General features: G+C 53.1%; 24 protein-coding genes and 1 pseudogene. 18 read left to right on the forward strand and 7 right to left on the reverse strand.

Features of this window, described 5'->3' with window-relative positions; all coding sequences use genetic code 11:
• Positions 1 to 63: 63 nt before the first annotated feature.
• Entirely contained in the window at positions 64 to 1,092 is a 1,029-nt protein-coding gene (locus PbB2_RS13635; protein WP_305790476.1) for an SIS domain-containing protein, read from the forward strand.
• Positions 1,092 to 2,237 carry an N-acetylglucosamine-6-phosphate deacetylase gene (gene nagA / locus PbB2_RS13640; RefSeq protein ID WP_108985886.1) on the forward strand — a complete coding sequence of 382 codons (1,146 nt, stop codon included), beginning with the start codon at positions 1,092 to 1,094 and terminating at the stop codon, positions 2,235 to 2,237. The genes PbB2_RS13635 and nagA overlap by 1 nt, the downstream gene beginning before the upstream one ends.
• On the opposite strand, the gene PbB2_RS13645 is transcribed toward nagA, so the two are convergent.
• From PbB2_RS13645 to PbB2_RS13665, 5 genes are all read right to left on the reverse strand, one after another.
• The gene (locus PbB2_RS13645) at positions 2,231 to 3,466 is read right to left on the reverse strand and encodes a BaiN/RdsA family NAD(P)/FAD-dependent oxidoreductase (protein WP_108985887.1); all 1,236 of its coding nucleotides are present in this window, start codon (positions 3,464 to 3,466) and stop codon (positions 2,231 to 2,233) included. The genes nagA and PbB2_RS13645 overlap by 7 nt on opposite strands.
• Before the next feature lie 35 nt (positions 3,467 to 3,501).
• Positions 3,502 to 4,986 carry a flavin-containing monooxygenase gene (locus PbB2_RS13650; RefSeq protein ID WP_320410538.1) on the reverse strand — a complete coding sequence of 495 codons (1,485 nt, stop codon included), beginning with the start codon at positions 4,984 to 4,986 and terminating at the stop codon, positions 3,502 to 3,504.
• 201 nt (positions 4,987 to 5,187) lie between these two features.
• Complete coding sequence (locus PbB2_RS13655; protein ID WP_108985888.1) at positions 5,188 to 5,742, reverse strand: ActR/PrrA/RegA family redox response regulator transcription factor; 555 nt, start codon at positions 5,740 to 5,742, stop codon at positions 5,188 to 5,190.
• Between the two features lie 71 nt (positions 5,743 to 5,813).
• On the reverse strand, positions 5,814 to 7,154 hold the full coding sequence (locus PbB2_RS13660; protein WP_192576348.1) for an ActS/PrrB/RegB family redox-sensitive histidine kinase: 1,341 nt from the start codon (positions 7,152 to 7,154) through the stop codon (positions 5,814 to 5,816).
• Between the two features lie 85 nt (positions 7,155 to 7,239).
• Positions 7,240 to 9,174: an alkyl/aryl-sulfatase gene (locus PbB2_RS13665; RefSeq protein ID WP_108985890.1), complete on the reverse strand. Its 1,935-nt coding sequence runs from the start codon at positions 9,172 to 9,174 to the stop codon at positions 7,240 to 7,242.
• Between the two features lie 332 nt (positions 9,175 to 9,506).
• On the opposite strand from PbB2_RS13665, the gene PbB2_RS13670 reads away from it, so the two are divergent.
• The 4 genes and pseudogenes from PbB2_RS13670 to PbB2_RS13690 all read left to right on the forward strand — a co-directional run.
• Complete coding sequence (locus PbB2_RS13670; RefSeq protein ID WP_108985891.1) at positions 9,507 to 11,033, forward strand: NAD(P)/FAD-dependent oxidoreductase; 1,527 nt, start codon at positions 9,507 to 9,509, stop codon at positions 11,031 to 11,033.
• On the forward strand, positions 11,023 to 11,466 hold the full coding sequence (locus PbB2_RS13675) for a GtrA family protein (protein ID WP_192576349.1): 444 nt from the start codon (positions 11,023 to 11,025) through the stop codon (positions 11,464 to 11,466). Before PbB2_RS13670 ends, PbB2_RS13675 begins: the two co-directional genes overlap by 11 nt.
• 74 nt (positions 11,467 to 11,540) lie before the next feature.
• Positions 11,541 to 13,265 carry a DUF2339 domain-containing protein gene (locus PbB2_RS13680; RefSeq protein WP_133245814.1) on the forward strand — a complete coding sequence of 575 codons (1,725 nt, stop codon included), beginning with the start codon at positions 11,541 to 11,543 and terminating at the stop codon, positions 13,263 to 13,265.
• Positions 13,266 to 14,579: 1,314 nt separating this feature from the next.
• A pseudogene (locus PbB2_RS13690) lies at positions 14,580 to 15,576 on the forward strand (IS3 family transposase); the annotation flags it as partial.
• Between the two features lie 491 nt (positions 15,577 to 16,067).
• Here the strand turns inward: PbB2_RS13690 and PbB2_RS15900 are convergent.
• The gene (locus PbB2_RS15900) at positions 16,068 to 16,655 is read right to left on the reverse strand and encodes a hypothetical protein (RefSeq protein WP_133245815.1); all 588 of its coding nucleotides are present in this window, start codon (positions 16,653 to 16,655) and stop codon (positions 16,068 to 16,070) included.
• A gap of 449 nt (positions 16,656 to 17,104) precedes the next feature.
• Between PbB2_RS15900 and PbB2_RS13700 the strand changes: the two genes are divergently transcribed.
• Positions 17,105 to 17,347, forward strand: a complete 243-nt coding sequence (locus tag PbB2_RS13700; protein WP_108985896.1) for an Imm32 family immunity protein — start codon at positions 17,105 to 17,107, stop codon at positions 17,345 to 17,347.
• 331 nt (positions 17,348 to 17,678) lie between these two features.
• Positions 17,679 to 18,101, forward strand: a complete 423-nt coding sequence (locus tag PbB2_RS13705; protein WP_108985897.1) for a DUF1493 family protein — start codon at positions 17,679 to 17,681, stop codon at positions 18,099 to 18,101.
• Here PbB2_RS13705 and PbB2_RS16125 read toward each other — a convergent pair.
• Entirely contained in the window at positions 18,088 to 18,255 is a 168-nt protein-coding gene (locus tag PbB2_RS16125) for a hypothetical protein (protein ID WP_192576350.1), read from the reverse strand. The two genes, PbB2_RS13705 and PbB2_RS16125, sit on opposite strands and share 14 nt — an antisense overlap.
• A 42-nt stretch (positions 18,256 to 18,297) precedes the next feature.
• Here PbB2_RS16125 and PbB2_RS16130 point away from each other — a divergent pair, with 42 nt between their 5' ends.
• From PbB2_RS16130 to PbB2_RS13750, 10 genes are all read left to right on the forward strand, one after another.
• Positions 18,298 to 18,471: a hypothetical protein gene (locus PbB2_RS16130; RefSeq protein WP_192576351.1), complete on the forward strand. Its 174-nt coding sequence runs from the start codon at positions 18,298 to 18,300 to the stop codon at positions 18,469 to 18,471.
• Positions 18,472 to 18,495: 24 nt separating this feature from the next.
• Complete coding sequence (locus tag PbB2_RS13710) at positions 18,496 to 19,341, forward strand: transketolase (protein WP_108985898.1); 846 nt, start codon at positions 18,496 to 18,498, stop codon at positions 19,339 to 19,341.
• 4 nt (positions 19,342 to 19,345) lie between these two features.
• Positions 19,346 to 20,230 carry a transketolase family protein gene (locus tag PbB2_RS13715; protein ID WP_108985899.1) on the forward strand — a complete coding sequence of 295 codons (885 nt, stop codon included), beginning with the start codon at positions 19,346 to 19,348 and terminating at the stop codon, positions 20,228 to 20,230.
• A gap of 107 nt (positions 20,231 to 20,337) precedes the next feature.
• On the forward strand, positions 20,338 to 21,123 hold the full coding sequence (rfbF, locus tag PbB2_RS13720) for a glucose-1-phosphate cytidylyltransferase (protein ID WP_320410540.1): 786 nt from the start codon (positions 20,338 to 20,340) through the stop codon (positions 21,121 to 21,123).
• 4 nt (positions 21,124 to 21,127) lie between these two features.
• Positions 21,128 to 22,192, forward strand: a complete 1,065-nt coding sequence (gene rfbG / locus PbB2_RS13725) for a CDP-glucose 4,6-dehydratase (RefSeq protein WP_108985900.1) — start codon at positions 21,128 to 21,130, stop codon at positions 22,190 to 22,192.
• Positions 22,189 to 23,127, forward strand: coding sequence for an NAD-dependent epimerase/dehydratase family protein (locus tag PbB2_RS13730; RefSeq protein ID WP_108985901.1), 939 nt, complete (start codon positions 22,189 to 22,191; stop codon positions 23,125 to 23,127). Before rfbG ends, PbB2_RS13730 begins: the two co-directional genes overlap by 4 nt.
• Positions 23,124 to 23,537 (forward strand): GtrA family protein, encoded by a 414-nt coding sequence (locus tag PbB2_RS13735; protein ID WP_108985902.1) that lies wholly within the window; start codon positions 23,124 to 23,126, stop codon positions 23,535 to 23,537. Before PbB2_RS13730 ends, PbB2_RS13735 begins: the two co-directional genes overlap by 4 nt.
• Entirely contained in the window at positions 23,534 to 24,547 is a 1,014-nt protein-coding gene (locus PbB2_RS13740) for a glycosyltransferase family 2 protein (RefSeq protein WP_108985903.1), read from the forward strand. Before PbB2_RS13735 ends, PbB2_RS13740 begins: the two co-directional genes overlap by 4 nt.
• Complete coding sequence (gene rfbH / locus PbB2_RS13745; RefSeq protein WP_108985904.1) at positions 24,544 to 25,908, forward strand: lipopolysaccharide biosynthesis protein RfbH; 1,365 nt, start codon at positions 24,544 to 24,546, stop codon at positions 25,906 to 25,908. The genes PbB2_RS13740 and rfbH overlap by 4 nt, the downstream gene beginning before the upstream one ends.
• 185 nt (positions 25,909 to 26,093) lie before the next feature.
• Positions 26,094 to 26,921 (forward strand): hypothetical protein (locus PbB2_RS13750; protein WP_305790474.1); only part of this gene is annotated, 828 nt, incomplete at its 3' end.

The following is a 26,921-nucleotide window of genomic DNA, read 5'->3' on the forward strand; positions in this document are numbered from 1 at the left end:
TGCTGGCGGGGTGAGTATGGCAAGGCATGTATCTGCAAACCGTGACAGGAGTCCCATTTGAGCGTGAAACAGACCTGGATGAAGCAAGAGGCCGCTGAGGCCGCCCAAATTATTCATCACCAATTTGAACAGAATGCACTTCTAATGCGTCAACTGGGGGCCCGCCTACGTGCGACACCCCCAAAACTCGTTCTGACTTGTGCCAGGGGATCATCTGATCATGCGGCAGGATTTGCCAAATATGTTATCGAGACCCGGCTTGAAACGCTGGTCGCCTCCCATGCCCCTTCAACATCCTCCATCTTTGCCACCCCTTTGCGGCATTTGGATGGGGTCTTGTTTCTGGTGATTTCACAGTCTGGGAAGAGCCCTGACATTCTCACTTCCATGCGTTTCGCTAGACAAGCTGGCGCTTATGTGGTCGCAATGGTCAATGATGCGCTGTCGCCAGCAGCTCAAGAAGCGGATGTCTTCATCCCGCTTCATGCTGGACCGGAGCGGGCTGTGGCAGCCACAAAATCATACATCGCCTCCTTAGCCGCAATCTTGCACCTTGTTGGCGAATGGGCCGAAGATAGCCAATTGCTTACCGCCCTGGCCAAAGCGAGCGAGCCTGTCCGGGCGGCTTTTGATGCGGACTGGACAAAGTTCTCTGAAACTTTGCTTTCTGCTCGAAGCTTGTTTGTGATCGGTCGAGGTATCACATTCGGAATCGCTCATGAAATGGCTCTAAAGCTGAAGGAGACGAGCGGGTTACATGCGGAGGCCTTTTCCGCTGCAGAAGTTCGACACGGTCCAATGGCGATTGTCGAATCGGGCTTCCCAGTACTGATGATTGCGCCTCAAGATGCGGCGGCGGGGGGATATGCAGCTTTGAGCGAAGAGTTTACAGCCCGGCACGCACAGGTGTTTTCGTCCGGCGGCCCTTTTCCAGGGGCGTATGAACTGCCGACGCCAAAAGGTCTTCATCCGCTGATTCTACCGCTGTGTCAGGTGACATCTTTCTATGCCTGTGCGGAGGCTTTGGCCCGTGCACGTGGGCGAAACCCCGATTCACCGCCTTGGCTAAAAAAAGTGACCGAGACTCACTGATGCGTCAAATCTTTCTAAATGGCCGTTTATTGACAGCCAAAGGCTTGTTGTCAGATGCGACACTGGTTGTCGCTAATGGTCAGATCGAGGCCATTGGTAAAAACCTACCGACGCCGCCCGATGCCGAAGTGATTGATCTATCCGGAGATTATTTGGCCCCTGGCCTCCTTGACTTGCAGGTGAATGGCGGAGGCGGTGTCCTGTTTAACGATTCTCCTACGATTGAAGCTATTGCAGCCATTGGAGAAGCCCATCTGAAGCGGGGGACAACTAGCTTTTTGCCGACATTGATTTCCGATGATCTTGATAAAGTGGCAACAGCGATCAGCGCGGTTGATGCTGCTATTGAGGCGGGCATACCTGGTGTTGCGGGGATCCATTTGGAAGGTCCGTTTTTGAACGCGATGCGCAAGGGCGTTCATGATTCGCGTAAATTTCGAGTCCTAGACGAAGCCGCCATCGAGCTACTGTCCAGTCTGCGGCTTGGCAAGACACTGATTACTTTGGCACCCGAAACCGCACCAGATGGCGCAATTTTCGAGCTTGCCCGTCGGGGAGGGCAGGTCTTCGCCGGCCACACTGAAGCAACATATGAACAAATCTTGTTGGCTGAAGGAGAAGGGCTTCGGGGTTTCACCCACATCTTCAATGCAATGAGCCCACTAACGAGCCGAGCACCTGGTGTTGTTGGTGCCGCGTTGACAAGCCAACACTCCTTTGCTGGTTTGATTGCTGATGGCGTGCATGTCCATCCTGCCAATCTTAAGTTGGTCGCCCGTCTTCTTGGACCGGAAAGGACCGTTTTGGTGAGTGACGCGATGCCGACCATGGGGTCGGCTCAGGACTGGTTTATGCTCAAGGGCGAAAAAATTGAGGCGCGTGGCCTCACCTGTTACACCCCCGATGGGGTGTTGGCGGGGTCCAACCTATCGCTACTCGATGGGGTTCGAACTATGGTCTCGCAGGGTGGTGCTTCTTTGGAAGATGCCCTGACCATGGCTAGCCTCGCGCCTGCTAGAGCCATGGGTTTGATGGACAAGCTAGGCACGCTTCGGGCCGGGGGCAGGGCTGATTTTGTTCGTCTCACCGAGGGCGGTAATCTGTTGGGGGTTTGGCAGGGCGGGAAACAGCGTCTCGGTCAATAGGCTTTGCGCCAATTCAGCATACCTTGAGCTGCATGGTAGCCGCTGGCGAAGCACGCTTGCAGCAGATAACCCCCAGTTGGGGCATCCCAATCAAGCATTTCTCCAGCAACAAACACGCCTGGTAAAGCCCGTAGCATCAAGTGGTCATCGACACTTTCACGGCTAACCCCTCCCGAGGTCGAGATTGCCCGATCAAGACCTCCCCGCCCAGCGAATGGCAAGACAACTTGTTTCACCAATTGAGCAAGGTCTCCATGATGTGCCGGCAGGTGATTGGACGTTGCCTCACGCATGAGGGCGATGGCTGCAGGTGACAAACGCAACGCCGTTTTTAGTTTCGTAGTCGCAGATTGGCCGGGGCGGGACCTGTCCAAACGCTTGGCAAGGGTTTCGATCGCTATGTCGGGCCTTAGGTCGATTTGGATATTGATGGGGCCTTCCCTGAAAGCCCCGCGAAGAGTTTGAGTGATGGCATAGATCGGGCCACCTTCAATTCCATTCCGCGTGATGATTAAATCCCCGCGTCCGGTCGCTTCATTGAGACTGACACGGACGTTCTTAACAACCGCTCCCGCAAAGCGGCTCTGCATCTCCACACTCCAGTCTCGCAGCACGCCAGAATTGGCAGCTTCTATCGGGGTAACACCCACCCCTAGTGAAGAAAGGCGATCAATCCAATCACCATCTGATCCCAGCCTAGGCCATGAAGCACCCCCCAGGGCCAAGAGGACGGCCGCTCCCTTTTCATTAGTGATTTGCCCATTCAGATGCCGGAAGGACGCGGCACCATCTGGTGAGAAGCCAATCCATCGAGCCGACGGGATTATTTCAACACCCAGTAAGTGCATTCGGTCCAACCAGGCACGCAAAAGTGGAGAGGCTTTGAAGCATCGGGGGAACACACGCCCACTTGACCCCACAAATAACGGCTGGCCCAGACCTTCCGCCCATGCCCTGAGATCGTCGGGTCTAAAGCCGTTCAGCCAAGGTGCCACCCAAGCCTCAGCCTGCCCATAGCGACGCATGAAACCGGGTAGGGCTTCGCTATGGGTCAAGTTCAGACCACCCCGGCCTGCCATCAGAAACTTCCGGCCGACCGATGGCATTGCGTCGAAGACACGAACGCGATGACCGGCTTGGGCAAGCTTTTCGGCAGCAAACAGGCCAGCAGGGCCTGCCCCGATGACGATGAACGGTAGATCAAAGGGGAGGGGAGGCGACGTTGACATAGCTGCTTGTCACCCAGACAAAGCGACCGGGCAAGTTAGTCTAGGCTGATCGAACTGCCTGAGGGCGCGGGGCGGGCAGCAAAATGCATTACGGAATCATCTAACTTGCCAAATCGGAAGGCCAAGAGGTCAAGCAGATAATTCTGATGGACTTTCCAAGGTGAGACATGGCCTTGTTTGGGAAAGCTAGCCATCGCCCGGGTGACGTAGCCAGAAGTGAAATCAAGCCATGGGGCAGGTTCTAATTCTTCATGGCCCTTTTGTGGTACACAATAGGCTTGGCCATTAGAATCCATATGATTGATTAGGCGGCATACATATTCGGCAGTGAGGTCAGCTTTCAGGGTCCAGGATGCATTAGTATAGCCAAAAGCAGAGGCCAGATTGGGTACACCGCTGAACATCATACCTTTGTAAGAGAAGGTTTCTGCGAAATCGACCCTGCGGCCATCGACGGAGAAAGGCACCCCGCTCAAAACTTGCAATTCAAGTCCAGTCGCCGTTACGATTACATCGGCATCAAGATGTCGGCCCGACGTCAGCATGATCCCACCGGCATCAAAATGGTCGATATGGTCGGTCGCAACACTGGCCTTGCCGCTTTTGATGGCAGTAAAGAGGTCAGAATCGGGAACCAAACATAGCCGCTGGTCCCAAGGATTGTAGCTTGGCGTAAAGTGCCGGGTCATGTCGAAATCGACTGGTAGTTCATTTCTGAGCATTGCTAACAGCCGTTCTTTGACTTTGTCGGGAAATTTGCGCGCCATGGTGTAAAAGTACAGCTGGAACAAAACGTTGCGCCAACGGATCAACCCATAGGCCAGCTTGCTCGGTAGGACTTTTCGCAACCAATTGGCAAATGCATCCTCCCCAGGACGGGAGACCACATATGTGGGTGAACGTTGCAGCATGGTCACATGGCCCGCGGTTTCGGCCATGGCTGGCACCAAAGTGACCGCCGTGGCACCACTACCGATAATGACCACCCTTTTTCCGCGATAATCCACATGTTCAGGCCAGAACTGGGGATGAATGATGTCGCCTTCGAAGGCATCTTCTCCGGGAAAGTCTGGTCGATGCCCTTTGAGATAATTGTAATAGCCTGTGCACATATAAATGAAATTGGCTGATAATTGTGTCAGCTCACCATTTGGTCCGTGCCGGTAGGTTATGATCCAGCGTGCTTGCTGGCTGTCCCAATCCGCGGCTACTACTCGGTGATTGAGCCGGATCAAGGACTTGATACCCAATTCATTGGCGGTCTCATGCAAATAGCGCAGGATTGCAGGCCCATCCGCAATGGCCTTAGCCTCCCGCCAAGGCTTAAAGGAGAATCCCAGCGTGTACATATCAGAATCTGACCGAATTCCGGGGTATCGGAATAAATCCCAAGTCCCACCAATCGCTGAGCGCCCTTCGAAAATGGCAAAGCGCTTGCTCGGGCAAGAGGTTTTCAAATGATAAGCACCGCTGATGCCTGAAATGCCTGCACCCACAATTAGCACGTCGAGATGTTCCAAAGTCAGCGTCCTTTGAGCATAGTATCGGGTCCGCACTTAGATGGCGACCTTGTTACGGCCCATCGTCAGGCATGATGACGCGTCCGTCAAGATAACCCGACCTCTCGTCTCACGCTCAACTGAAAGCAGAGCCTATCACATATCAGATAGCTCACTCATCGGGGGTTGCAGCCCAGCCTTGCTGGTCGACTTCTCTAGTCTTCAGCGCGGCGCGCGCTTGGCCAGGATGCGTTGAAGGGTTCGCCTGTGCATATTCAGTCGGCGAGCAGTCTCTGACACATTGTGGCCACACAGCTCAAAAACCCGCTGGATGTGTTCCCAGCGAACACGATCCGCGCTCATCGGATTTGCCGGCGGGTCAGGCAGATTGTCACTTTGGGCAAGTAAGGCCTTTACAACATCGTCGGCATCAGCCGGCTTAGACAGATAATCCACAGCTCCGGCTTTTACGGCAGCGACCGCGGTGGCAATATTTCCATAACCTGTCAACATAACGACGCGGGCGTCGGGGCGCCTGATGTGCAATTCTTCGACCACTGATAGGCCAGAGCCATCCTCTAGGCGCAAGTCGAGAACGGCAAATGCGGGCGGGTCAATGCGCGCAATTGTCATCGCCTCTTCTACCCCGGCAGCCGTCCTGACTGAAAAGCCTCGACTTTCCAAAGCGCGCGCCAATCGATTGCGCAACGGTGCATCATCGTCCATGACAAGCAGGGAACGGTCAGGCAAAGTGTCGATTGTTGTTTCAGAAGCCATGCCTATCCGTGGACTGAAAACACAATAATAGCAAGTGACAAGACGTCGCAGGTGACGATATGCCTCTAGACTCAACTCTTGGCTGCAATTGCTGAGAAAGGCCAGACGGTTTGAACGACCGCTCCCCGGCTGGCTCCTGTATTATTCCAAAATGAGACCTGTGCGCCAGAGCGCTCCAAAAGCGTCTTGGCAATGAAAAAGCCAAGGCCCATCCCTTCACGCGAATTAGTGTTTATAGGTCCTTGCAGGCTTGTCGTGACATAAGGCTCGCCTAGCCGGTCAAGCACCACTTCATCAAACCCTGGTCCATCATCAGAAATAGTCACTCGAACGCTGCGTTCATCCCATTTGGCTGAGACCGTGACCGCCTGATTGGCATATTGAATGGCGTTCTCGAGCATGTTCCCGAGCCCATAAAGTATAGCTGGCTTGCGTATAACCATTAGTTCGCCTTTGCCCTCGGGGCCTTGGATGTCGAACAACACGGCCTTGTGGCCAAGATCAGGATGACGTTCGGCAACTTCCTCGAGTAACTGGCCGAAGGGGAGGGTTTCTGTGACCGACTCCGAGATTTCCTTCTGATTGGTTAGATTGCGCAGAATCTCCCGACAACGCTGAGCTTGGGAAAGAATGAGTTCGGCGTCCTCAAGATCCAGACTTTTCGGCGGTAAGGAACGCAGCATCTCTTTTGCCGTAACCTGGATCGTTGCCAGTGGTGTGCCCAGCTCATGGGCCGCGGCAGCCGCAAGACCTCCCAAAGCTGCCAGTCGCTGTTCCCGCGCCAGCACCTCTTGGGTAGCGATTAGGGCATCGGCGAGTTGGCTTTCCTCAAGCGATACCCGCCACGCATAGCTGGCGGTAAACAACAGACCGATGATGATCGCGAAGGCCATGGCAAATTGATATAGCGCCGGCAACATAAATCCCCCGGGCGGGTTCCAGGGCAGAGGGTAGGAGTAAAGTGCAAGTACCCCAACGCTGAGAATGGTCACTCCAACAATGCTTAAGGTCCAGCGTGGCTGCAGAGTTGAGGCCGCGATTGTGGCTGGCGCGATGAGTAAAAGGCAAAATGGGTTTGCAATTCCGCCGGTAAGATAGAGCAACAGTGCCAATTGCAGAACATCAAAGGTCAGCTGCGCTGCCGCTTCCCACTGTCGCACCAGCCTCTGAGGCGGAAGTCCCACTGTGATAATGATGTTGAGGGTGATGTTGGCTGCAATTGTCAGCAGACAGGCTAGCAGTGGCAGCTCGAAGTTGAAGCCGAAATGCACCACCAGCACAGTGATGAACTGACCGATCAAAGCAAACCAACGCGAGCTTACCAATGTCCGCGACCGCAAGCGGCCAACAAACGGCGCATTTATCGCGATTGCAGCCGCAATTATCTCTTGGTCTTTAGATGCATTATTCATGGCAGATCCATACTCCACAGCCGTCGATCGTGTCACGGCTTTGGCCGGTCTAGTCTGCGATAGATTGCCGCAGGTCGCTAAGACCCTAAGGCGTGACGATCGGGAAGGGTGGGCGTGGTGTTGCCGCATCAAGGCTACCCATGAAGGTCCGTAGGGCATCGGTCTGCCCATCGATTTTCATGATGCCTCGCAGCACAAGGCTCGTTGGGCTGACGCCTGAAAACAGCATGCCAAGAAAGGCAGTACGTGGCATCGTTACAGTTGCATCCACAGGACCATTGCCGAGCGCTTCAGTCACCATGACCGAATTGCGCAAGGTCACCTTGTAACGTTCATTGCGGTCAGGGAAGACAAAGCCGATCGCGATATTCTTGTCTTTGGCCTTTTCGGGATCTACCCGAATGGCCAAAAGATCGAACAATTGCGGAGTTGAGATCGCACCAATCATATCAGGAGAAACGGTTCCGGCACTTGCGGTGATCGGGGTTTTTCGGGCTTCTTGCGCTCCAGTCAGATACATATTCCGCCAGAGCATGCTTTCGGCTTGATAGCCCATTTGCTCAAACGAGCGAGCTAGAATCTCTCGGGCAGACTGATTAGTTGCATCAGCAAAGACTAGCCTGCTCGCCAGTTCGGCCGACCAGCGATAATCACCGGTCTCCAGCGCACTTAGGGCCAAGCCCAACGCCTTATCGGGCCCGCCCAACGCCTCAATATAACGCTTAGCCAATTGCTCGGGCGGCCAAGGGTTAAGATTGACCGGATTGGCATCATACCAACCCAGATAACGTTGGTAGACCGCCTTAGCATTGTGGCTCATCGTCCCGTAGTAACCATGGTTATACCATTGTTGGGTTAGGACTTCTGGGAGAGCGATGACTTCTGCGATCTCGGTGGCCGTCAGGCCTTGATTCATTAGCCGCACGGACTGGTCGTGAAGATATTTGTAGGCATCACGGTGGTTGGCAACGTAGGTGGCCACCTCAGCTTTGCCCCACCGCGGCCAGCCATGGGAAACAAACATCACTTCTGTTCGCGACCCAAATAGTGTCATGCTTTCTGTTAGATATTCTGCCCAGGCTTTGGAATCTCGAACCAAAGCACCACGCGGCGGCAGAATATTGTGCATTGTGACATTCGCATTTTCCGCGAGGCAGAGCGCGCCTAGGTCTGGGAAGAAGAAATTCATCTCTGCAGGGGCTTCAGTCCCCGGTGTCACTTGAAACTCAATCCGTAAGCCATCGATGGTCAACATCTGTCCAGTCTTTTCAATAATATCAGTGGGCGCTATCAGTCCAAGGCTTCCTTCTGTTGCGACCGCCATCCCGATCCCAGCACCTATTTGGCCTGCTGGACCACGCGGCAATGTTGTGCCGAATTGATAAATGGCTCGACGGCTCATCGCTGGTCCGGCCACCAGATTTTCACTAACGGCATGTTCCATGAATCCGGACGGAGCGATGATGCGCACTTTCCCGGTTTTAACGTCCGCCTCATTGATGATGCCTTTGACGCCGCCGAAATGGTCGGCATGGCTGTGAGAATAAATGACAGCGCGAATAGGCTTGTCGCCCACATGCTTGCGAACCAGACCCATTGCAGCCGCAGCAGTTTCAGCTGCCGTCAGTGGGTCAATGATAACATATCCCGTGTCTGTCTCGATGATCGACATGACTGAAATGTCAAAGCCGCGAACCTGCCAAATCTTTGGGGCAACTTGGAAAAGGCCATGTAGACGCAAGAGGCCGGCATGCCGCCAAAGGCTGGGATTTGCTGTGTCAGGTACAGGTCCCTGTGCGAAGTCATAGGCCGACAGGTCAAGCACGACTTTGCCGTCTTTGTTGCGAATTACCGGATTGTCCAGCGTGGCTACAAAGCCGCGTCGTGCTAGGTTTTCTTCACTAATATTGTCCCAGGGCAAGGTCGTTGAGAACTGGCTGTTGGCCTTTACAGTCTCGCGGCTGGCTGTGGGGGAAGCTTGGCTAGCAAGAGTCTGGGCCGAAGCCTGCAGAGGAAGCATAGAGATAGCAAGCACAATGCAGACGCTGCTTTGTCCAAATTTGGCTCTAGGTAATGGCTTAGACATAGTGCTCCCCCTCATTTTGCGCAGTCTGTAAGCGCCGCTCTAGTTCTTGAATTGAAACCGTCTTGGTCAGCCCGTCAATTACATATTAGTGCATGACATTACTTCATGTTCACAACTTTGGATGAAGGCAATTCGGCCCTATCGCTTCCCTGTTTTGGACACAAGCTGAAGACCCCGTTGCCTGTTTATTTACCAATGCAAGTTACCAAGGCTGAAGATTAGTATCGCGTAGTTATTGTCGGCTACGCAGGGGATTGGGGTCGCACATGGCGAAGAAAGTATCGGGTCAGATTTTGGATGTGGCTATCATCGGCGCAGGACCTGCGGGTCTGACTGCAGGCTACTTGCTGACCAAGGATGGCGCCCAAGTACATATCTTGGAAAAGGATGAGACATATGTCGGCGGAATCAGCCGCACCGTCAATGTTGATGGTTATCGCTTTGACATAGGCGGGCACCGCTTTTTTTCGAAGTCGCGGGAGGTAACTGACCTCTGGAATGAGATCCTTCCAGATGACTTCATCGAACGTCCCCGGATGTCGCGCATTTTCTACGACGGTAAGTTTTACAGCTATCCGCTAAAGGCATTTGAGGCGCTGACAAATCTGGGCATTTTCCGGTCGATCGTGTGCGTGCTTAGCTATATTAAGAGCCGTACCTTCCCCCATCCTGACCCTAAGACGTTTGAGCAATGGGTCGTGAACCAATTTGGTGAGAAGCTGTTCTCCATTTTTTTCAAGACCTATACCGAGAAGGTATGGGGCATGGCTTGCAACGAGATTTCGGCCGACTGGGCCGCTCAGCGGATTAAGGGCCTTAGCCTTTCAACCGCGATCTTTGATGCGCTGAAGCGCTCATTCTCGTTAGGAAAGCGCGAGCAGAATGATGGTATGGCAGTCAAAAGCCTACTTGAGAACTTCCGCTACCCACGTCTTGGGCCTGGCATGATGTGGGATGCGGCACGCGACAAATTCCTAGTTCAAGGTGGAACTCTGTCGATGGGACAGACGTTGAAGAGCTTACGTTATGATGAGGCCCAAGGATTCTGGATAGTGACCAGTCAAGATGGAGAAGGCAACGAGGAGGTTGTGCGCGCACGTCATGTCATCAGCTCAGCCCCTATTCCTCAACTGGTGGCTGCTATTTCCCCAGCTCCAGCAACTATTGCTAATGCTGCGCAATTGCGCTTCCGCGACTTTTTAACAGTCGCTCTTATGGTGCGTTCACAGGATTTGTTTCCGGATAATTGGATCTATATTCATGATCCAAAAGTCAAAGTGGGCCGCATCCAGAATTTCCGCTCCTGGTCACCCGAAATGGTCCCAGACCCTGAAATGGCATGTGTCGGGTTAGAATATTTCTGTTTTGAGGGCGATGGCCTGTGGAGTGCAAGGGATGAAGAATTGGTTGAGTTGGCCAAGAAGGAACTGGCCTATCTCGGTCTGACTCAGCCAGAAATGGTGACCGGCGGCTGTGTTGTCCGTCAGGAAAAAGCCTATCCAGTCTATGATGATGCCTATAAGTCCCATGTTGAAGCTGTTCGCGAGTCGCTTGATGCGCGTTATCCGACCCTGCATTTGGTTGGTCGCAACGGCATGCATAAGTACAACAATCAAGACCATGCGATGATGACTGCCATGCTGACAGTCAAGAATATTCAGGCTAACGAAAAACTCTATGATATCTGGAACGTCAATGAAGACGCCGAATATCATGAATCCGGCACTGAAGGTGAACAGGCAGCCTTGGCCAGTGAGCGACTCGTCCCCCGCAAGGTCGCCGATGCAGCCTAGTCACGCTCAAGCAGCGATTCCGTCCTTCTTGGCAGGGCGGGCAGCCTTCCTCCGCAAGCTGTTCGGCTATACGGGGGCGAGTGCGTTGGCGCTGAGCCTTGACTTTACGGTCTTCAGCCTCCTGTCACATAACGGGGTCGGGGCCGTCCTTGCGGCTGCCGTGGGTTATTTGTCGGGCTTGGTGGTGAGCTACGTCCTTTCGCGCACAATTGTGTTTCGGTCCGAAAGGGTTGGGAAGGCCGGTGCTGGTGAAGCGCTTGGCTTTATCCTGACTGGAGTTGTGGGATTGGGCATTACGAGCGCGGTTGTTGCAGTCGCTACGCATGTTTTCCATTTGCCACCCGCTGTTGCCAAGCTCTTAGCTGTAGGCATTAGCTTCTTTACAGTCTTTCTCCTGCGCTCCCGCTTTGTATTCGGAGAAAATCCGCAATGAATAATGCGGGCAAGACGGGGGACGTTTTCCATCCGCGGACTGCCTTTCTTTTCGCTCTCATCATTGCGGCTATCATGGCTAGCATAGATTTAGTTGGCGCTTATGCCCGCAATTCGTTGGATCTCCTCAGTGATCCAGATTCCAATATGCGGATGCAACAAGTGCGCGACCTGCTGGCGGGTCAATCTTGGTTTGATGTTCGCATGACTCGCTTTGGCCTGGAGGGCTATACGCCCATGCATTGGCCTCGCCTTGCTGACATTGTTCCGGCGGGCTTCATTTGGGCCCTAACTCCGCTGATCGGGCGTGAGATGGCCGAAGTGGTCACGGTTACATCAGTTCCGATGCTATATCGGGTGCCGTTGTTTTTTGTCTGTATCTGGGCCGCCCATCGCATTGTGCCAAGCGTGACCACACGCGTGGTCGGCTTGGCGGCTCTGGTTCTGCTTATCCAGCTCCCATTTCTCCATATCCATTTTCGCCCAGGCCTAATCGACCATCATAATTTGCAAATGATCGCACTTGCGGTGTTGATTGGTGGCTTTGTTGGCATTCGTACACTAAAATCAGGAGTCATAGCCGCAGTCGGTCTAGTCTTCGGACTGGTGATCGGATTCGACGCAGTGCCCTATGTTGCTTCAGCCATTTTGGCGCTTGGCTTATTGTGGGTTTTCGATCCTCAGGCCGAACAAAGGTTCCTTAAAGGCTTTGGATACGGCACTTTGGCATTGACCGCTCTTTGCGCACCGATTTTCATTCCCCAGCCTTGGACCAATGTGTGGTGCGACAGTTGGACTGTTCCGGTTGCAGCCATCCTCTTTAGTTCTGGTGGGGTTGCTGTCCTGATGGCTACCTGGCTGGGCAACCTCCCACATTGGTGGCAGCGCTTGTTTGCTGCGATCCTGGTCGGGGGAGGGGTTCTTGCCGGTCTTGTGTTGTTGTTCCCCGCCTGCCTCAATCCATTACCGTTGCAAGACCCATTGATCGACAAGTATTGGATGAGCGGAATCACGGAGAATTCGAGCCTCTCCAAACTGGTTGGCGCATCTGGAAGTGTCGTCTTTATCTGGCTCTTGCCCATCGTCGCGCTTATCTATTTCGTTTACTCAATTTGGTTGGGACGCTTAACGCTTGAGGCAACATTGCCTGCGCTCGGCATGGTGGCGGTTGGGCTCCTGTTCTCTGCGGCGGTCTCGCGTGGGATCCCGATGTTGTCGCTTGCGACAGCGCTTATCTTGACGCCATTGCTTGCCCAATTCTTTTCTCAAGCAAAGTCACACAAATTTGCCATCCTCTTTGTATGCGCCTCACTTGTTTTTGCTGCAGGCTCAACAATCAAGTCGATTGTCATGCCAGACAAGACATGGGTCACATTGGTTGATGGTGTTCGCATACCCGAGGAGACTGACGCGGCCTTTTGTCTCAAGCCGGAGGATGTTGCCGCGCTACGACGTCTTCCACCGGGTCTTATGATCGCGCCCTTCGGACCGTCAGAGTTCATTTTGCGCCAGACCTTGCACCGCACCTCCTTTGCGGGCTATCACCGAGCCAAAGACGATAATCTGTGGGTAATTCGCTGGTTGATTGCGCAGCCCGAGGTCGCGAAGTCTATGTTGAACGAGCATCACCCTCGCTATGTATTCACCTGCAAGTTTGACACGCATTTCAAATTCATGGCCGAGAGCGACCCTAACAGCTTTGTGGCGCGGCTTGTCCAAGACAAGCCACCGGGGTGGGTAAAGCCAGTTGCTGAATTGAGCGGTGGCGGTCGAGTTTACGAGATTTTTCCTACAAAATAGGCCTGCCTACTGCACTTAGGCGCAGTCATTGTCTCTGCGCGAAAGGATCGCCGAGGGGTTGCTGTTAAGCCGCATAGAGCTCAGATAGCAGTATCCATAGTGTAGGATGGCGCTGTCCGATCGGTACTAAGACAGGGGGACCAGCTGGCAGCCAGTCGGCGACCATTATGGGGGCAGGGGCTTTTACATCCCAAATTGGCTTCTAAACACCATAATCTTTGTGCCCGAAAAGTTAGTGCGTGATCGTGCACAATCCCCATGACACCATTGAGTGGACCAAGATTTGCCAATGCCAGCCATGACACGTGCCATGACAGACATATCCAAGTTGATGCTGGTTCTGGACAAGCGAGAAAGCAGTAGCGAGACCAAAAATCTTCTCGGCAAAAACCTAATTCGACGGGTCCCCACCCTTTAAGAAACCCTGCGCCCTTTGGGCTTCGTGGTCGTACATTACGCACTCCTTGCAGGGCCTTGCAGACATCTGAAAACAATACTGTTTTCAACCGAAATCCATTCTAGATTTTAGAAAGTGGCACACAGCCAGCGCTTTGCTGGCATACAGCCAGCATTCTGCCAGCGCACAGCCAGCACTTTGCTGGCACACAGCCAGCAACCTGATGGCACACAGCCAGCGCTTTGCCAGCATACCGCCAGCAGTCCAATATCCTAAAAACCGCCAGGAGTGCTTAATCACTCAACAAAATGAGTGAGATACTTCGGCTCTCCACTGGCAAGCCGGCACAAAAAGACCAGCTGAATGGTGGTCCTTTTTGATAGGATGAAGACCTATTCCCTCGAGCTAATGGCAGCCCAAATGGTCGCGACCATCAGTCCGATTGTCCAGATGCAAAGGCCTATGAGGAACGTAATGGCGTTATATTCTGCCATATCTGTCACTTCGATTGCTCCCGGTTTCACCACGTTCATAGTCTGTATCTCGCATGGCATGAAGTGAAATCTGGCGCAGCTGTCGGAATCGTGACAGCGTCCGTATCAGCATTAAATTGGTCATGCGCACTTAGTTCTTGAGCGGCTCGACACCAAAATCACGCTGGGCCGTGCGATGCTTCGTCAATGGATGCTTAAGACTTTGTCGAACTGTCTTGGCGCTCAGCTTATTGCTTTGAAGTTATCCGAAGTAACTTGCGGAACTGATTGGGCGGTATCGGAAGGTCACCCAATCTTCCAAGGGTGCCATATTTTGTCCCATAATTATCATTATGCGAAATTTGGCGATGAAATGGTGGATTTGACCCAGCCCCCTGAAATCCGGCCAGGAATTTGCAGAGTCCTCGAACGAGAGGATGATCCATGCGCAAGAGCAGATTTACCGAGCAACAGATCATTGCGATGATCAAGGAACACGAGAGTGGGATGTCGACCTCGGAGGTGTGCCGCAAGCAGGGCATTTCGGATGCGACCTTCTACAAGTACAAAGCCAAGTTCGGCGGGATGAGCGTCTCGGACGCGCAGAAGCTCAAAGCGCTCGAGCTGGAGAACACGCGTTTGAAGCGGCTTCTGGCCGAGACGACGCTGGACGTGGCGGTGCTGAAGGACCTTGCAAGAAAAACTACTGACGCCCGACGTGAAGCGCCGCGCCGTGGTTCAGGTGATGAAGGACCATGAGGTGAGCGAGCGTCGGGCGTGCAGCCTGGCTGGACTGGATCGCTCGACGTTCCAGTATGCGAAGAAGACTAGCGGTGATGAGCCGCTGAGGGCGCGGTTGCGTGAACTGGCCGGTGAACGCCGCCGGTTCGGCTATCGGCGTCTGGGGATCCTGCTTGCGCGGGAGGGACATCATGCCAATCACAAGAAGCTGTACCGGATCTATGCCGAGGAGAAGCTGGCGGTCCGCCGCCGCAAGTGCCGCAAGCGGGCGCTGGGAACACGTCGGCCCATGGTTCTGCCATCGCGGGCGAACAAGCGCTGGAGCCTCGACTTCGTATCCGACACGCTCACATACGGTCGCCGGTTCCGCATCTTGTGCGTGGTGGACGACTTCACGCGTGAAGCGCTGGCAGTTGTGCCGGACTTCTCGATCTCCGGCCACCGGCTGGCAAGAGAGCTCGACGCGATCATCGCCCGGCGCGGCAAGCCAAAGACCATAGTCAGCGACAACGGAACCGAGATGACCAGTCATGCGATCTTCAAGTGGGTTCAAGATCGGCGGATCGAGTGGCACTACATTGCGCCCGGTAAGCCGACCCAGAACGCCTTCATCGAGAGCTTCAACGGGCGCTTGCGCGACGAATGCCTCAATGAGGAGTTGTTCTCCACGATGCCAGAAGCCCGCGCCGTGCTGGCGGCATAGACCAGCGACTACAACCAGGACCGGCCTCACACGTCGCTGGGTGGTCTCACCCCACTGACCTTCGCGTGCGACCAAAAGCGGCTGCGCGTCCAACGATCCAGGCCCGCTTCGCCTGAGCTACGCAAAGGCTCCACTCAGCGGGCCTTGACCACCGCCCACCAAAGAGAAAGAAAGGCGCACAGACTCTCCGAATAAACGGCCCGGATCAGGGGGCTGGGTCAACGTCTCCATACGCACAGTACCTAGCCTAGTTCACACCTCACCGGTATGTGGCCCTCGCCGAATGGATACTATTGTCAGCGCCTTTGCCAATTTTCTGGTCTGGGTAAGCCACCGGAGTCGTCGACCCCAGTAGACGTATGAGAATATCAGATCCATTTATTGCAGGCGCGTGCGCCAACTGGGGCCATGAACGCCCGTATTGTAGGCTGGAGAGTATGGTGTTTTTTATTGTACTTGGGAACATTAAGGCTCTGATGTATTTAATTCTATGGGCTAGGCGACAAAACAATTCCCATTCTTGATAAAAAGATTTCTGCTTTTTCAGAAATTTCGGTCGGGAAATTTTCCCCAAAGTCAATATCACTCGTTAATATTCTAGTAATTCCCCGCTCGGAGACACAAATCACTGAATAAACAGAAGCATCAAGAGCAATAATCTCTGGGGGGGGTATCACTGTTTTCGGCGTTACCGGACACTTGATGGTTAAACGAGTGCTTAGTGACCAATATTTTTCCCTTTCACCTGCAGTGACCACATTTGGAATCTCCTGCTCATTAATTAGCAAGCTCACGGTACCTTTTGAACTGTCCGGGTATCTATTAGCCACCACCAAATAATCACCCGTTATTTGATTCAGAGGGACCGGAGGTGCATACTGGTCCAATAGCGACAGATATACTCCGTTACCAGGAGGACCATTAACCCCTTTCGGCCACGTCAACTCAAGCTCGATTTTTGGATTCCAGACTTGATTTGGTTTGGCACTAACATGAGCTGTCGGACTCTGGCCGCACCCGCCACAGAGAAGCACAGAATACAAACAAAGTTGTATAACAATATAACTTTTCACCATTTTAATATCCGTTCCTTAATGGAAGCCCTTGCTCCCGCCGAACTGCATTTTCATTTGCTACAGAATACAGTTCACTCGGTGGTGTATAGCCAGGCGACCCAATCCTAGGATCAAGTGGATTCGAGAATGCTTGCACTCCCAGATTGAAAGCCCTTACATGGCCAAGTTCATGCACAAGGCCAATATATGGTGGGCGCTGTTTTGAGCCATTTGTGTCAGTACCTCCCGATGTCTTTGTTGGACTCCATTCCGCTATCGCGGCGGATGGTCTGCCATACGCACCGCCCGGGCTAACCCCCGCTTGATTTACTGAATTTTCACCACCCACTAAGGTGCGATGGGGCCTTACACCGTGCCTTGGCATAGCTTGAGTTATTATATTATCAAACTCTGACTGGCGCAATTTTGATATTTATGCCTCCCCGCGATTACCCGCTTTAGGAGCTAAAATGATTAGTATTGAATACAAACCACAAGAGCCGTATTGTCAGCCTGATGAGATTGAGATGCATCTAGATGCTGAAGGGCTTAGAATTTTGCTGTCTGAACTAAATCTCCTTCAGGATGGCCGAACCGATCACATCCACCTAATGAGTGAAGCTTGGGGGGGCGTTGATCTGGTTGGCCAACCCAGAAACCAAGGGTTCGCAATAGTTCATCATATGAAAATCCTTCTTCGTAAAGACATTTAGACGTTGGCGGTATTTGCAGGCCCTGCGATAAAATTAAAGCGCTCCACAGCCATCAAATTAACCGCCGATCCTCATGAATAATAGCGCTCGAGCCATAGTCGCCAAGCAGATTCAAATGGGCTAGCGGGGTTCCAAAACCTAGGACCGGTATTGCTGGAGGGGGAAAGTCTGAAAATTGGACGTCAGCAGCAAGCACCTTAAACGATGCGCTGGCTCGTCGTGGTCTGTATTCAACACCAATCAGACACGCGCTGACAAAGGGCCTAAAACGCGTTCCCTATTTAGGCACTGCCTTATCTGCTTTTGAACTATATGATGCGATAGCCTGCAAATGACCAATGTAGACAATACGATTTCTCAAGAGACAAAAGCGTATCTCTGCATGTGCGGCATATCCGCGAAGTCAATTTCCAAATTCACACGTGAAACGCGACTTTGGCATGATTTAGGCATGTATGGTGATATCGCTGAAGGCAATCTCGAGTGCTTACATGATCATTTTGGAGTCGATCTCACCGAATTTGATTTTGAAAAATACTTTCGTGTTGAATTTATCGGAAACTCGGTTGTCAGTTCAATTCTGATAAGAATGGTACCATTCTTAGGTGATTATTTCAGAGGGCGAGTAGAGTTACCTCCATTAACCCTCGGTATGATCGGAGATGCGATTACTAACAAAAAGCTAGTCTGGGTTCTTTGGCAACCGCCTGAAGGTCGAGCGCAGGGCGACGGCCACAGCGCTAACCCCGGTTGAGACCGATACCTACACCATCGCCACCGGCACCAACCGCCTGCGCAGTATCGCCACCCCAAGCGGCACGCGAACGTTCAGTCATGATGGGCGGGGCAATCAGATCACCGAGCAGTTCCCGGGCGGGGTCACGGTCACCGTTGCCTACGACGGCCATGCCCGTCTGACGCGCTACCGCAATGGTGGCGCAAGCCAGACCATGCTCTATAATGGCATGGATGAGCGGATACAGGTGGTCACCACGCCTGCCATCGGGGCGGCAGATACCCGCGTCTATCTCTATGACCTCGATCACCGTATCGTGGGTGAATGCGACGCAATGGAAAGACTGTCAACAGTGTCGGTAGCCATAACCTTCATAAGGCGACATTAACCGACATTGGGTTACCAGTTGAACATGACCCTGACTACAAACTTCGCGAATGCGCCATCACCAGATGACCTCAAGCTGCGCGCGAATCGTATTCGCTGTTTGGCGATTGACATGGTCACGCGCGCGCGCGCCTCGCATATTGGAAGCGCGCTTTCGGCGATTGACATTCTGGCTTGCCTCTATGGCGGTGTCATGCGTGCTGATCCAGCCCGACCGAATGACCCCCTACGTGACCGCTTTATCCTCAGCAAGGGCCACGCCTGCGTGGGCGTTTACGCCACTTTGGCCGACAGTGGGTTCATTCCGCTTTCACTTCTTGAGACTTATGGCGCTGACTTCTCTCCGTTGATGCACCACATTAGCCACAAAGTTGATGGTGTGGAGTTTTCAACTGGTTCGCTCGGTCATGGCTTGCCCTTTGGCGTTGGTAAAGCCAAAGCCGCAAGACTCAGCGGCCAAGGATGGCGCACATATGTTCTACTAGGCGATGGGGAGATGGCCGAGGGCAGCAATTGGGAAGCCATGATGTTTGCGGCCCATCACAAGCTCGACAACCTTGTGGCCATCGTCGACTATAACAATCTACAAAGCCTCACTACGGTCGAGCGGACCCTCGGCCTTGAGCCATTGGACCGCAAAGCATCGGCTTTCGGTTGGACCGTGCTTGATGTGGATGGGCACGATCATACTGCTCTTGTAGCGGCACTTAGTAGCCAGACTGGCAAGCCAACCCTGATAATAGCTCGTACCGTCAAGGGCAAAGGTGTTAGCTTCATGGAAGACCAAGTCGCTTGGCATTACAAAAGCCCAACGCTGGCTGAGCGTGATGCTGCGGTAGCAGGCCTGCTGCATGTGAACGAGCAGGCCTAAATCCATGCGCAACGCTTTCATTCAAGAGTTATGCGACTTAGCCGCTCACCATGATCATATTGTGTTGATGGTCGGTGACCTGGGTTATTCCGTGGTAGAGCCCTTTGCCGAGCAGTTTCCGGATCGCTTCATTAATGCTGGTATTGCCGAGCAGAACATGGCGGGAATGGCTGCAGGTATGGCCTCCGAAGGCTATCACGTCTTCACTTATTCCATCGCCAACTTCCCAACATTTCGTTGCGCTGAACAGATCCGTAACGATATCGATTATCATTGTCTTCCTGTCACGACGGTGGCAGTTGGTGGTGGTCTTGCTTATGGCTCTCTAGGCTATTCCCACCATGCCGTGCAGGATTATGCTCTTATGCGGGTTATGCCCAATATGCTGATTGCTGCACCAGGCGATCCGCTGGAGGTTCGTGCCTGTTTGCGTTATCTCGTTGCAAATCCCCAGCCCTCCTACCTGCGCATTGGTAAAGCCGGGGAGCCCGATTTCCACCAAGAAGTGCCGGAGATTGCACCTGGGAAATGGCTCATGATTGATGATGCTGGACCGGACTGCGATATGGCGATCTTGTCGACTGGCGCGGCGCTTGGAATGGCGGTTGCAGCTGGTCGGGCGCGAGGTAAACATGTCTTCTCCCTGCCTCTTTGGTCCATGGCAACCAAATATGCGCAAGCGGTGCAAGTTCGTCGGTTCGCGCAGGTAGATACGTTTGAAGACCACCTCCTTGATGGTGGCTTTGGGTCGTGGATGCTCGAAGCGCTTTTGCAAGAGCCTGACCTGCGTGGTCACATTTATCCACGCGCATTAAGCGACAAAGTCTGTGGCGTGGTTGCAAGTCAAGCGACGCTGCATCGCTTGGGCGGGTTGGATGAGGCGGTCTGAAGTCCCCACCATGACAGCATGCCTTGACTTTTTAGGGCAGTCCAACCTGCAGGTTTTGGCATAATCAAACCTAAGCATTCATCGACCTTTTACCATATTGATTGATGATGCCGACCATGAAAGCAATTATTCTTGCAGGTGGCCTCGGTACACGTTTGGCGGAGGAAACCTCCCTCCGCCCCAAGCCTATGGTCGAAATAGGTGGCCGCCCCATCTTGTGGCACATCATGAAAATGTATGCACATCATGGTGTGAATGACTTCATCATTTGCCTTGGCTATCGGGGCTATTTGATCAAGGAATATTTCGCCAATTATAGTCTGCACAATTCCGATATCACCATTGATTTGCGTAATCGATCGATGCAGATTCATCGCGATAGTTCTGAAGATTGGCGCATTTCCCTCATTGATACCGGGCCGGAAACTATGACTGGCGGTCGATTGAGGCAGGCCCTTCCCTATCTTGGTAAGGATGAAACCTTTTGCTTGACTTATGGCGATGGGGTCAGTGACGTTGATATTGCGGCTTCCATAGATTTTCACCATACCCATGGCAAGCTTGCCACCGTAACTGCAATTCGCCCTTCGAGTCGGTTCGGCCAGTTAAAGCTAGACGGCGACGTCGTTAATGCCTTTGCCGAGAAGCCAGCCGATGAGGGTGGTTGGATAAATGGCGGCTTCTTCGTCCTCAATAAGTCGATCGCAACCTATCTGTCGGAAAAGGACAGTTGCGTTTGGGAGCAGGAGCCGTTGGAGCGGCTTGCGCAGGATCGACAGCTGAAATCCTATTTCCATGATGGCTTCTGGCAACCAATGGACACCCTAAGGGATCGTCAATTGCTTGAAGGGCTCTGGGCGGCAGACAAAGCACCTTGGAAACAGTGGGACTAAGCCCATGAGCCTCACATCAAGCTTCTGGTCCGGGCGGCGGGTGTTTGTCACTGGACACACTGGCTTCAAAGGAAGCTGGTTGCTGGTCATGCTGCAGGTGCTTGGTGCCCGTGTGACCGGCTATAGCTTGCCCCCGCCAACCGATCCTTCCATGTTTGATTTGCTAGATTTAGGGCAAACTTGCGTCCACGTAATCGGTGATATCCGAGATCTGAGGTCTCTGGAGCGCGCTATACACGATTGCCAGCCCGAGATTGTACTCCATTTGGCTGCTCAGCCTTTGGTCCGCGCCTCCTATGTCGACCCACTGGAGACATATTCTTCCAATGTGATGGGCACGGCCAATTTGCTCGATGCTTGTCGGCGTATTGCAGGTCTTGAAGCTATTGTCGCGATCACAACCGACAAATGCTATGAAAATGTTGGCCTCGGTCAGCCATTTGCCGAAACAGATCGGTTGGGCGGCTTTGACCCCTATTCCAACAGCAAGGCATGCTGTGAACTCTTGATCAGCGCATATCGGGACAGCTTCTTTCAGGCCAGCGGCAAGGGTCTTGCCTCAGCACGTGCAGGAAATGTGATCGGTGGCGGCGACTTTGCCGCTGATCGCCTGATACCAGACGCGGTGCGGGCCTTCGGGTCGGGACAAACACTCATGATCCGCAATCCACTAGCCACGCGTCCCTGGCAACATGTTTTAGAGCCCCTCGTCGGTTATTTATGCTTAGCGGAAAAGCTGGCCGCTAATCCAAGCTTTGGTGAGGGTTGGAATTTTGGGCCTTGTTTTGAGGACGCCCAACCTGTTGGTCAGGTCGTCTCGCAACTGGTCGAGCTTTGGGGGTCTGGTGCTAGCTGGCAGCACGATGAAGCATACCATCCTCATGAAGCGCAGAGCTTACAGCTTAATTGCGCCAAAGCCGAAACCCGTCTGAATTGGAAGCCCCGCCTCAATCTCACTCAAGCCCTCGAGATGAGCATGGAATGGTACCACGTTTGGCATCAATCTGGTGACATTGCCGCCCTGACTAAACGTCAGGTTAATGAGTTTCTTTGTATGCAATCGATATGAAAAGCAATGTTGTCATACCTCGGTTGTTGGTCACAGGGGCGTCAGGCTTTCTGGGTGCAGCGGTTGCCGCGGCCGCCAGCGCGGCCGGCTACGACGTGCTGGGTATTGGTCGCGCGGCCGATGCGTCGCGAACAAAGGCCATCAAAATCGCCTATGACCAACTTGATCTGAGCGATGAAGTCGCCACCCATGACTTGTTAAGGCGATTCCGGCCCCACATCATCGTGCATGCGGCTTGGTCTGGTGTGTCTGGTCAAGCTAGGGACCAGGACATCCAATATGACAACGTGCGGGCCACCTGCCGTCTATTGGACTTAGGTGCCCAATACGGCCTTGAAAAATTCATTGGGATCGGGTCGCAGGCGGAATATGGACCATTTGAAGGGCGAATTGAAGAAACCCATCTGCCTGCTCCGATCACCCTATATGGAGCCGCCAAGCACGCCGCCTGCACTCTTGCGCGCCAGAGAGCCATAACCCATCATATCCAATTCGCTTGGCTGCGCTTGTTTGCAATTTATGGCCCTAGCGACAATGGTAATTGGCTAATCCCCAGCTTGATTGCGGCCATGTTGGATGGGCGTTGCCCTCCTATGACTGAAGGTATTCAGAAGTGGGACTATCTGTATATTGATGACGCTGCTCAAGCTCTTCTGGCGCTCATTCGAGCTATGAGCACTCAGTCCGCAGCAACGGGTGTATTTAATCTCTGTTCAGGCGAAGCTGTTCCTGTTCGCCAGATCGCGCAGGAAATTGCTCACATTGCTGCCCCAAACCTCGACCTCGAATTTGGTACCATTGCCTACAAGCCCGGTCAGATTTTCCATATGGAAGGTGATCCGACCCGTTTGCAAGCTGCTACAGGTTGGGCACCATCGACATCTCTTCAAGCTGGCCTCGCCGCAACCATCACCAGCATGAGGGCAATGGCATGACCCGGCTCACACAGATCAAGGCATCGTCACCTGAGGTGCGTCGATTTGCCAAGTTTCTGCTTGTGGGAGGCCTCAATACAGGCTTTGGCTATGGGGTCTTCGTTCTGGTATTTCTCCTTACAGGCAAAGCTCCGATTGCGGTTATCGTTTCAACTTTACTTGGTGTTTGCTTCAATTTCCTTTCCACTGGAAAGCTTGTCTTTAATACAATTCAGCCTCAGCGCATTGTACCTTTCCTACTGGTGTACGCAGCTCAACTTGGGCTTAACATTCTGCTTTTGCGAATTCTGGAACAGGCAGGTCTGCCTATTTTATTGGCCCAAATTCTAATTTTACCTGTCCTGGCTGTCGCCAGCTACCTGGCCTTGCGCCAGTTCGTCTTTGCCCAAGCTGCGGGGAGTCCGCTATGAAGAAAACAATCTCGATCATCTCGCCCTGCTATAATGAGGTCGACAATGTCGAAAAGTGCCATGCAGCGGTGCGGGCCCTGTTTGAAAATGAACTTTCCGATTATGCCTTCGAGCATATCTTTGCTGATAATGCCTCCACAGATGGCACCCCTGATGTTCTGCGCGAATTGGCCGCCAGTGCGTCGGAGGTCAAAGTAATCCTTAATGCTCGAAATTTTGGGCCATTCCGCTCTATGTTCAATGCCCTGAAGAGTGCAACTGGTGATGCCGTAGTTGTCTTTTTGGCTGTAGATTTGCAAGATCCACCAGAAAAGATCATTGAGTTTGTCCGGATATGGGAAACTGGTGTGGAAGTCGTGGCAGGCGCACGCGTGAACCGCCAAGAGAGTCTGGCTCTGCGGGTTTGTCGGGCGATCTTTTATCGTATCGTCAATGGTCTCTCCGATATCGATATCCCCGTCAATGTTGGTGAGTTCCAATTGATTGACCGAAAAGTGTGGGAAGCGGTTATCCAGCATGACGATCATTACCCTTACGTGCGGGGAATCATCGCCTCCGTGGGATTTAAGCGGGTCATCGTTCCCTATACATGGGAAGCACGCCAGATAGGCATTTCCAAGAACAATTTGCCTCGTCTGATTGATCAGGCACTCAACGGCATTTTCTCCTTCACCAATGCTCCGATGCGCATGTGTACATTGGTCGGCCTCGTCCTCGCAGGTCTTTGCATGCTTTATGCCTTCGGCTCAGTGGCTGCATACTTGTTGTTCTCCACTACTGCGCCTGCTGGCATAACAACCGTAATCGTATCGCTATTCTTCCTGTCGGGGGTTCAGCTCGCCTTCATTGGCATACTGGGTGAATATGTCACGTCAATCCATGCTCAAGTGCGGCGCGGCCCGATGGTCGTCGAGCGCGAGCGGATCAACTTTAAGCCCGCTACCACTGCCGAAAAGCTTCCGGCTGAAAACATGGTCCATGCCCTGCAAAAAAAGGCTGCCTCAACATGAATTCCCCTGCTTCACCAAACATCTTGACCCAATCTGAGCTTGACCGCCAAGCTATTCTCGACCTCGCACGTCGCTATTTTGAGGGTCAACCAAAGCCCGAGTTTGTGCCAGGTCAGACCTATATTCCTGCTGCCGGCAAGGTGCTGGATGGCGATGATTGCGAGCACCTGATCGATGCGTCATTGGACATGTGGCTTACCGCTGGAAGGTTCTCGGATCGATTTGAAAATGAACTGGCTGCCCGCTTCGGTCGAAAATACTCAAAGCTCACAGTTTCAGGTTCAGCTGCCAATCTGTTGGCTTTTGCGACATTGACCAGTTGGAAGCGTGGCAAGAAGGCCATTCAGCCCGGTGACGAAGTGATAACGGTTGCAGCAGGCTTCCCGACCACCATCAACCCTATTGTGCAATATGGGGCAATTCCTGTCTTCGTTGATGTGGATCTCGAAACCCATAATGTCGATGTCGACGCGCTCGAAGCTGCTATCACGGATAGAACCCGGGCTGTTATGATCGCTCATTCACTCGGCAATCCATTTGATGTGGTGCGAGTGGCCGAGATTTGCCGTCGCCATGACCTGTTTTTGGTTGAGGATTGCTGTGATGCTTTCGGGGCAACAGCCAACGGTCAGAATGTAGGCACATTTGGCGATCTCGCTACGCTAAGCTTTTATCCTGCACACCACATCACGACCGGTGAAGGTGGCGCAGTCTTAATGGACAGTGGCGTTCTTTCCAAGATTACAGAGAGCTTCCGGGATTGGGGCCGGGATTGTTACTGCCCACCCGGCAAAGACAATACCTGCGGCAACCGATTTGGCTGGAGTTTGGGCGACCTGCCTCAAGGCTATGACCATAAATACACTTATAGCCATATTGGTTACAATATGAAGGTTACCGATATGCAGGCAGCGTTGGGTGTCAGCCAACTCAAAAAGCTTGATGGGTTCATCGCTCGTCGGCGCGAGAATTTTGCAGGCCTAGAGCGGCGCTTAAAAGCGGCTGGCCTTGAAGAATTTTTCCATCTGCCCCATGCGACGCCAAATACTGATCCAAGCTGGTTTGGCTATCTGTTGACCTTACGCGATGGGACTGACTTAAATCGAAGTGAGATCACCAGCGCCCTTGAAGCTCGCAAAGTCGGCACACGTCTGTTGTTCGCGGGCAATATCATTCGCCAGCCAGCCTTTAAGCATGTGAAATATCGGGTCCATGGTGGCTTAGATAACACCGACAAGATTATGCGGGATGCTTTCTGGCTTGGCGTCTGGCCCGGCATTGACGAGCCTCGTCTCGACTATATGGTCGAGACACTGAAGCGCGTCGTCCAAGACTTAAAGTCGCGAGCCTGTGCTGCGTGACCAGCCTAGCTGCGCACTCCGATACGGTCGCTACTCGTCGCCAGAGGCAGTACATTTCAGCGGCCGCGATCGGTTGGGCTCTAATTGGCATCTTTGCGGTCAATAACTGGCTACTACTGGCTTTTTTGGGCCTGTTAAGCCAGCCCATAGCGATTGCGTCCGCTCTGATTTGTTTGACGCTCTTGGTGGCCGGTTGGTTTGGATTGAAAAAACTGACCCCGGAAGCCGCCGAAGGCAAGGTATCCCTGCATAGCCTTGTCATTTGTTATATGCTGGCTCTTGGCCTTTTGATACTTGGTGGAGAAGGTCGGTTCCTTTTTGCAAATCCTGACTGGCAGATCCGAGATGCGGTCCTCTATGATCTTGTGAAGAATCCGTGGCCATTTGACTATCAAGTTGGCGGTGAAGCGCACATTCTCCGTGCGCCGCTGGGTATGTATCTGCTGCCAGCATTGGTGTCTAAAGCTATGCCAGAGGCCGTCGACCTCGTCTTGTTGTTCAGCAATGCTTTGGTTTTCGCCCTCTTGATGGCTGCGGCCGGTTCGTTGTTCCAAACCGCCCAACATAAAATGATTGCACTGGTTGTTTTCATCAGTTTCAGCGGTCTGGATAGTTTGGGGAACCTTGCATTGGCGGCCGCAGGTGGGCCGCTGCTGACAGATCATTTGGAACATTGGGCTGATGGCCGACAGTATTCCTCCGTCATTACTTTGTTGTTCTGGGTACCCCAACATGCCTTTGCGGGTTGGCTATGCGCTTTATGCCTGATCCTATATCAGCGTGGTCAGATGCGCCTCGGCCTCGTGATGGCCGCCATCCCACTCTCAGCATTATGGTCGCCATTTGCAGTCATGGGTGCGACACCTTTTGCCCTTTGGATCGGCATAAAGGCTCTCGTGCAACGTCAGATCAAGCCGCTTGATGTGCTGATTGGTTCGCTCGGCTTCGTGATTGCTTTGCCAGCGCTTAGCTATCTGACGGCCGGTACGCAGGCATTGCAGCAAGGCCTGTCT

This window comes from Candidatus Phycosocius bacilliformis (assembly GCF_003112735.1).
Taxonomy (GTDB): domain Bacteria; phylum Pseudomonadota; class Alphaproteobacteria; order Caulobacterales; family Aquidulcibacteraceae; genus Aquidulcibacter; species Aquidulcibacter bacilliformis.

Coding starts and splice junctions, on each gene's coding strand:
- nagA (WP_108985886.1), top strand. CDS start 1,092: ATGCGTCAAATCTTTCTAAATGGCCGTTTATTGACAGCCAAAGGCTTG.
- PbB2_RS13645 (WP_108985887.1), bottom strand. CDS start 3,466: ATGTCAACGTCGCCTCCCCTCCCCTTTGATCTACCGTTCATCGTCATC.
- PbB2_RS13655 (WP_108985888.1), bottom strand. CDS start 5,742: ATGGCTTCTGAAACAACAATCGACACTTTGCCTGACCGTTCCCTGCTT.
- PbB2_RS13660 (WP_192576348.1), bottom strand. CDS start 7,154: ATGAATAATGCATCTAAAGACCAAGAGATAATTGCGGCTGCAATCGCG.
- PbB2_RS13665 (WP_108985890.1), bottom strand. CDS start 9,174: ATGCTTCCTCTGCAGGCTTCGGCCCAGACTCTTGCTAGCCAAGCTTCC.
- PbB2_RS13670 (WP_108985891.1), top strand. CDS start 9,507: ATGGCGAAGAAAGTATCGGGTCAGATTTTGGATGTGGCTATCATCGGC.
- PbB2_RS13675 (WP_192576349.1), top strand. CDS start 11,023: ATGCAGCCTAGTCACGCTCAAGCAGCGATTCCGTCCTTCTTGGCAGGG.
- PbB2_RS13680 (WP_133245814.1), top strand. CDS start 11,541: ATGGCTAGCATAGATTTAGTTGGCGCTTATGCCCGCAATTCGTTGGAT.
- PbB2_RS15900 (WP_133245815.1), bottom strand. CDS start 16,655: ATGGTGAAAAGTTATATTGTTATACAACTTTGTTTGTATTCTGTGCTT.
- PbB2_RS13700 (WP_108985896.1), top strand. CDS start 17,105: ATGATTAGTATTGAATACAAACCACAAGAGCCGTATTGTCAGCCTGAT.
- PbB2_RS13705 (WP_108985897.1), top strand. CDS start 17,679: ATGACCAATGTAGACAATACGATTTCTCAAGAGACAAAAGCGTATCTC.
- PbB2_RS16125 (WP_192576350.1), bottom strand. CDS start 18,255: ATGGCCGTCGTAGGCAACGGTGACCGTGACCCCGCCCGGGAACTGCTC.
- PbB2_RS16130 (WP_192576351.1), top strand. CDS start 18,298: ATGCTCTATAATGGCATGGATGAGCGGATACAGGTGGTCACCACGCCT.
- PbB2_RS13710 (WP_108985898.1), top strand. CDS start 18,496: ATGACCCTGACTACAAACTTCGCGAATGCGCCATCACCAGATGACCTC.
- PbB2_RS13715 (WP_108985899.1), top strand. CDS start 19,346: ATGCGCAACGCTTTCATTCAAGAGTTATGCGACTTAGCCGCTCACCAT.
- rfbF (WP_320410540.1), top strand. CDS start 20,338: ATGCCGACCATGAAAGCAATTATTCTTGCAGGTGGCCTCGGTACACGT.
- rfbG (WP_108985900.1), top strand. CDS start 21,128: ATGAGCCTCACATCAAGCTTCTGGTCCGGGCGGCGGGTGTTTGTCACT.
- PbB2_RS13730 (WP_108985901.1), top strand. CDS start 22,189: ATGAAAAGCAATGTTGTCATACCTCGGTTGTTGGTCACAGGGGCGTCA.
- PbB2_RS13735 (WP_108985902.1), top strand. CDS start 23,124: ATGACCCGGCTCACACAGATCAAGGCATCGTCACCTGAGGTGCGTCGA.
- PbB2_RS13740 (WP_108985903.1), top strand. CDS start 23,534: ATGAAGAAAACAATCTCGATCATCTCGCCCTGCTATAATGAGGTCGAC.
- rfbH (WP_108985904.1), top strand. CDS start 24,544: ATGAATTCCCCTGCTTCACCAAACATCTTGACCCAATCTGAGCTTGAC.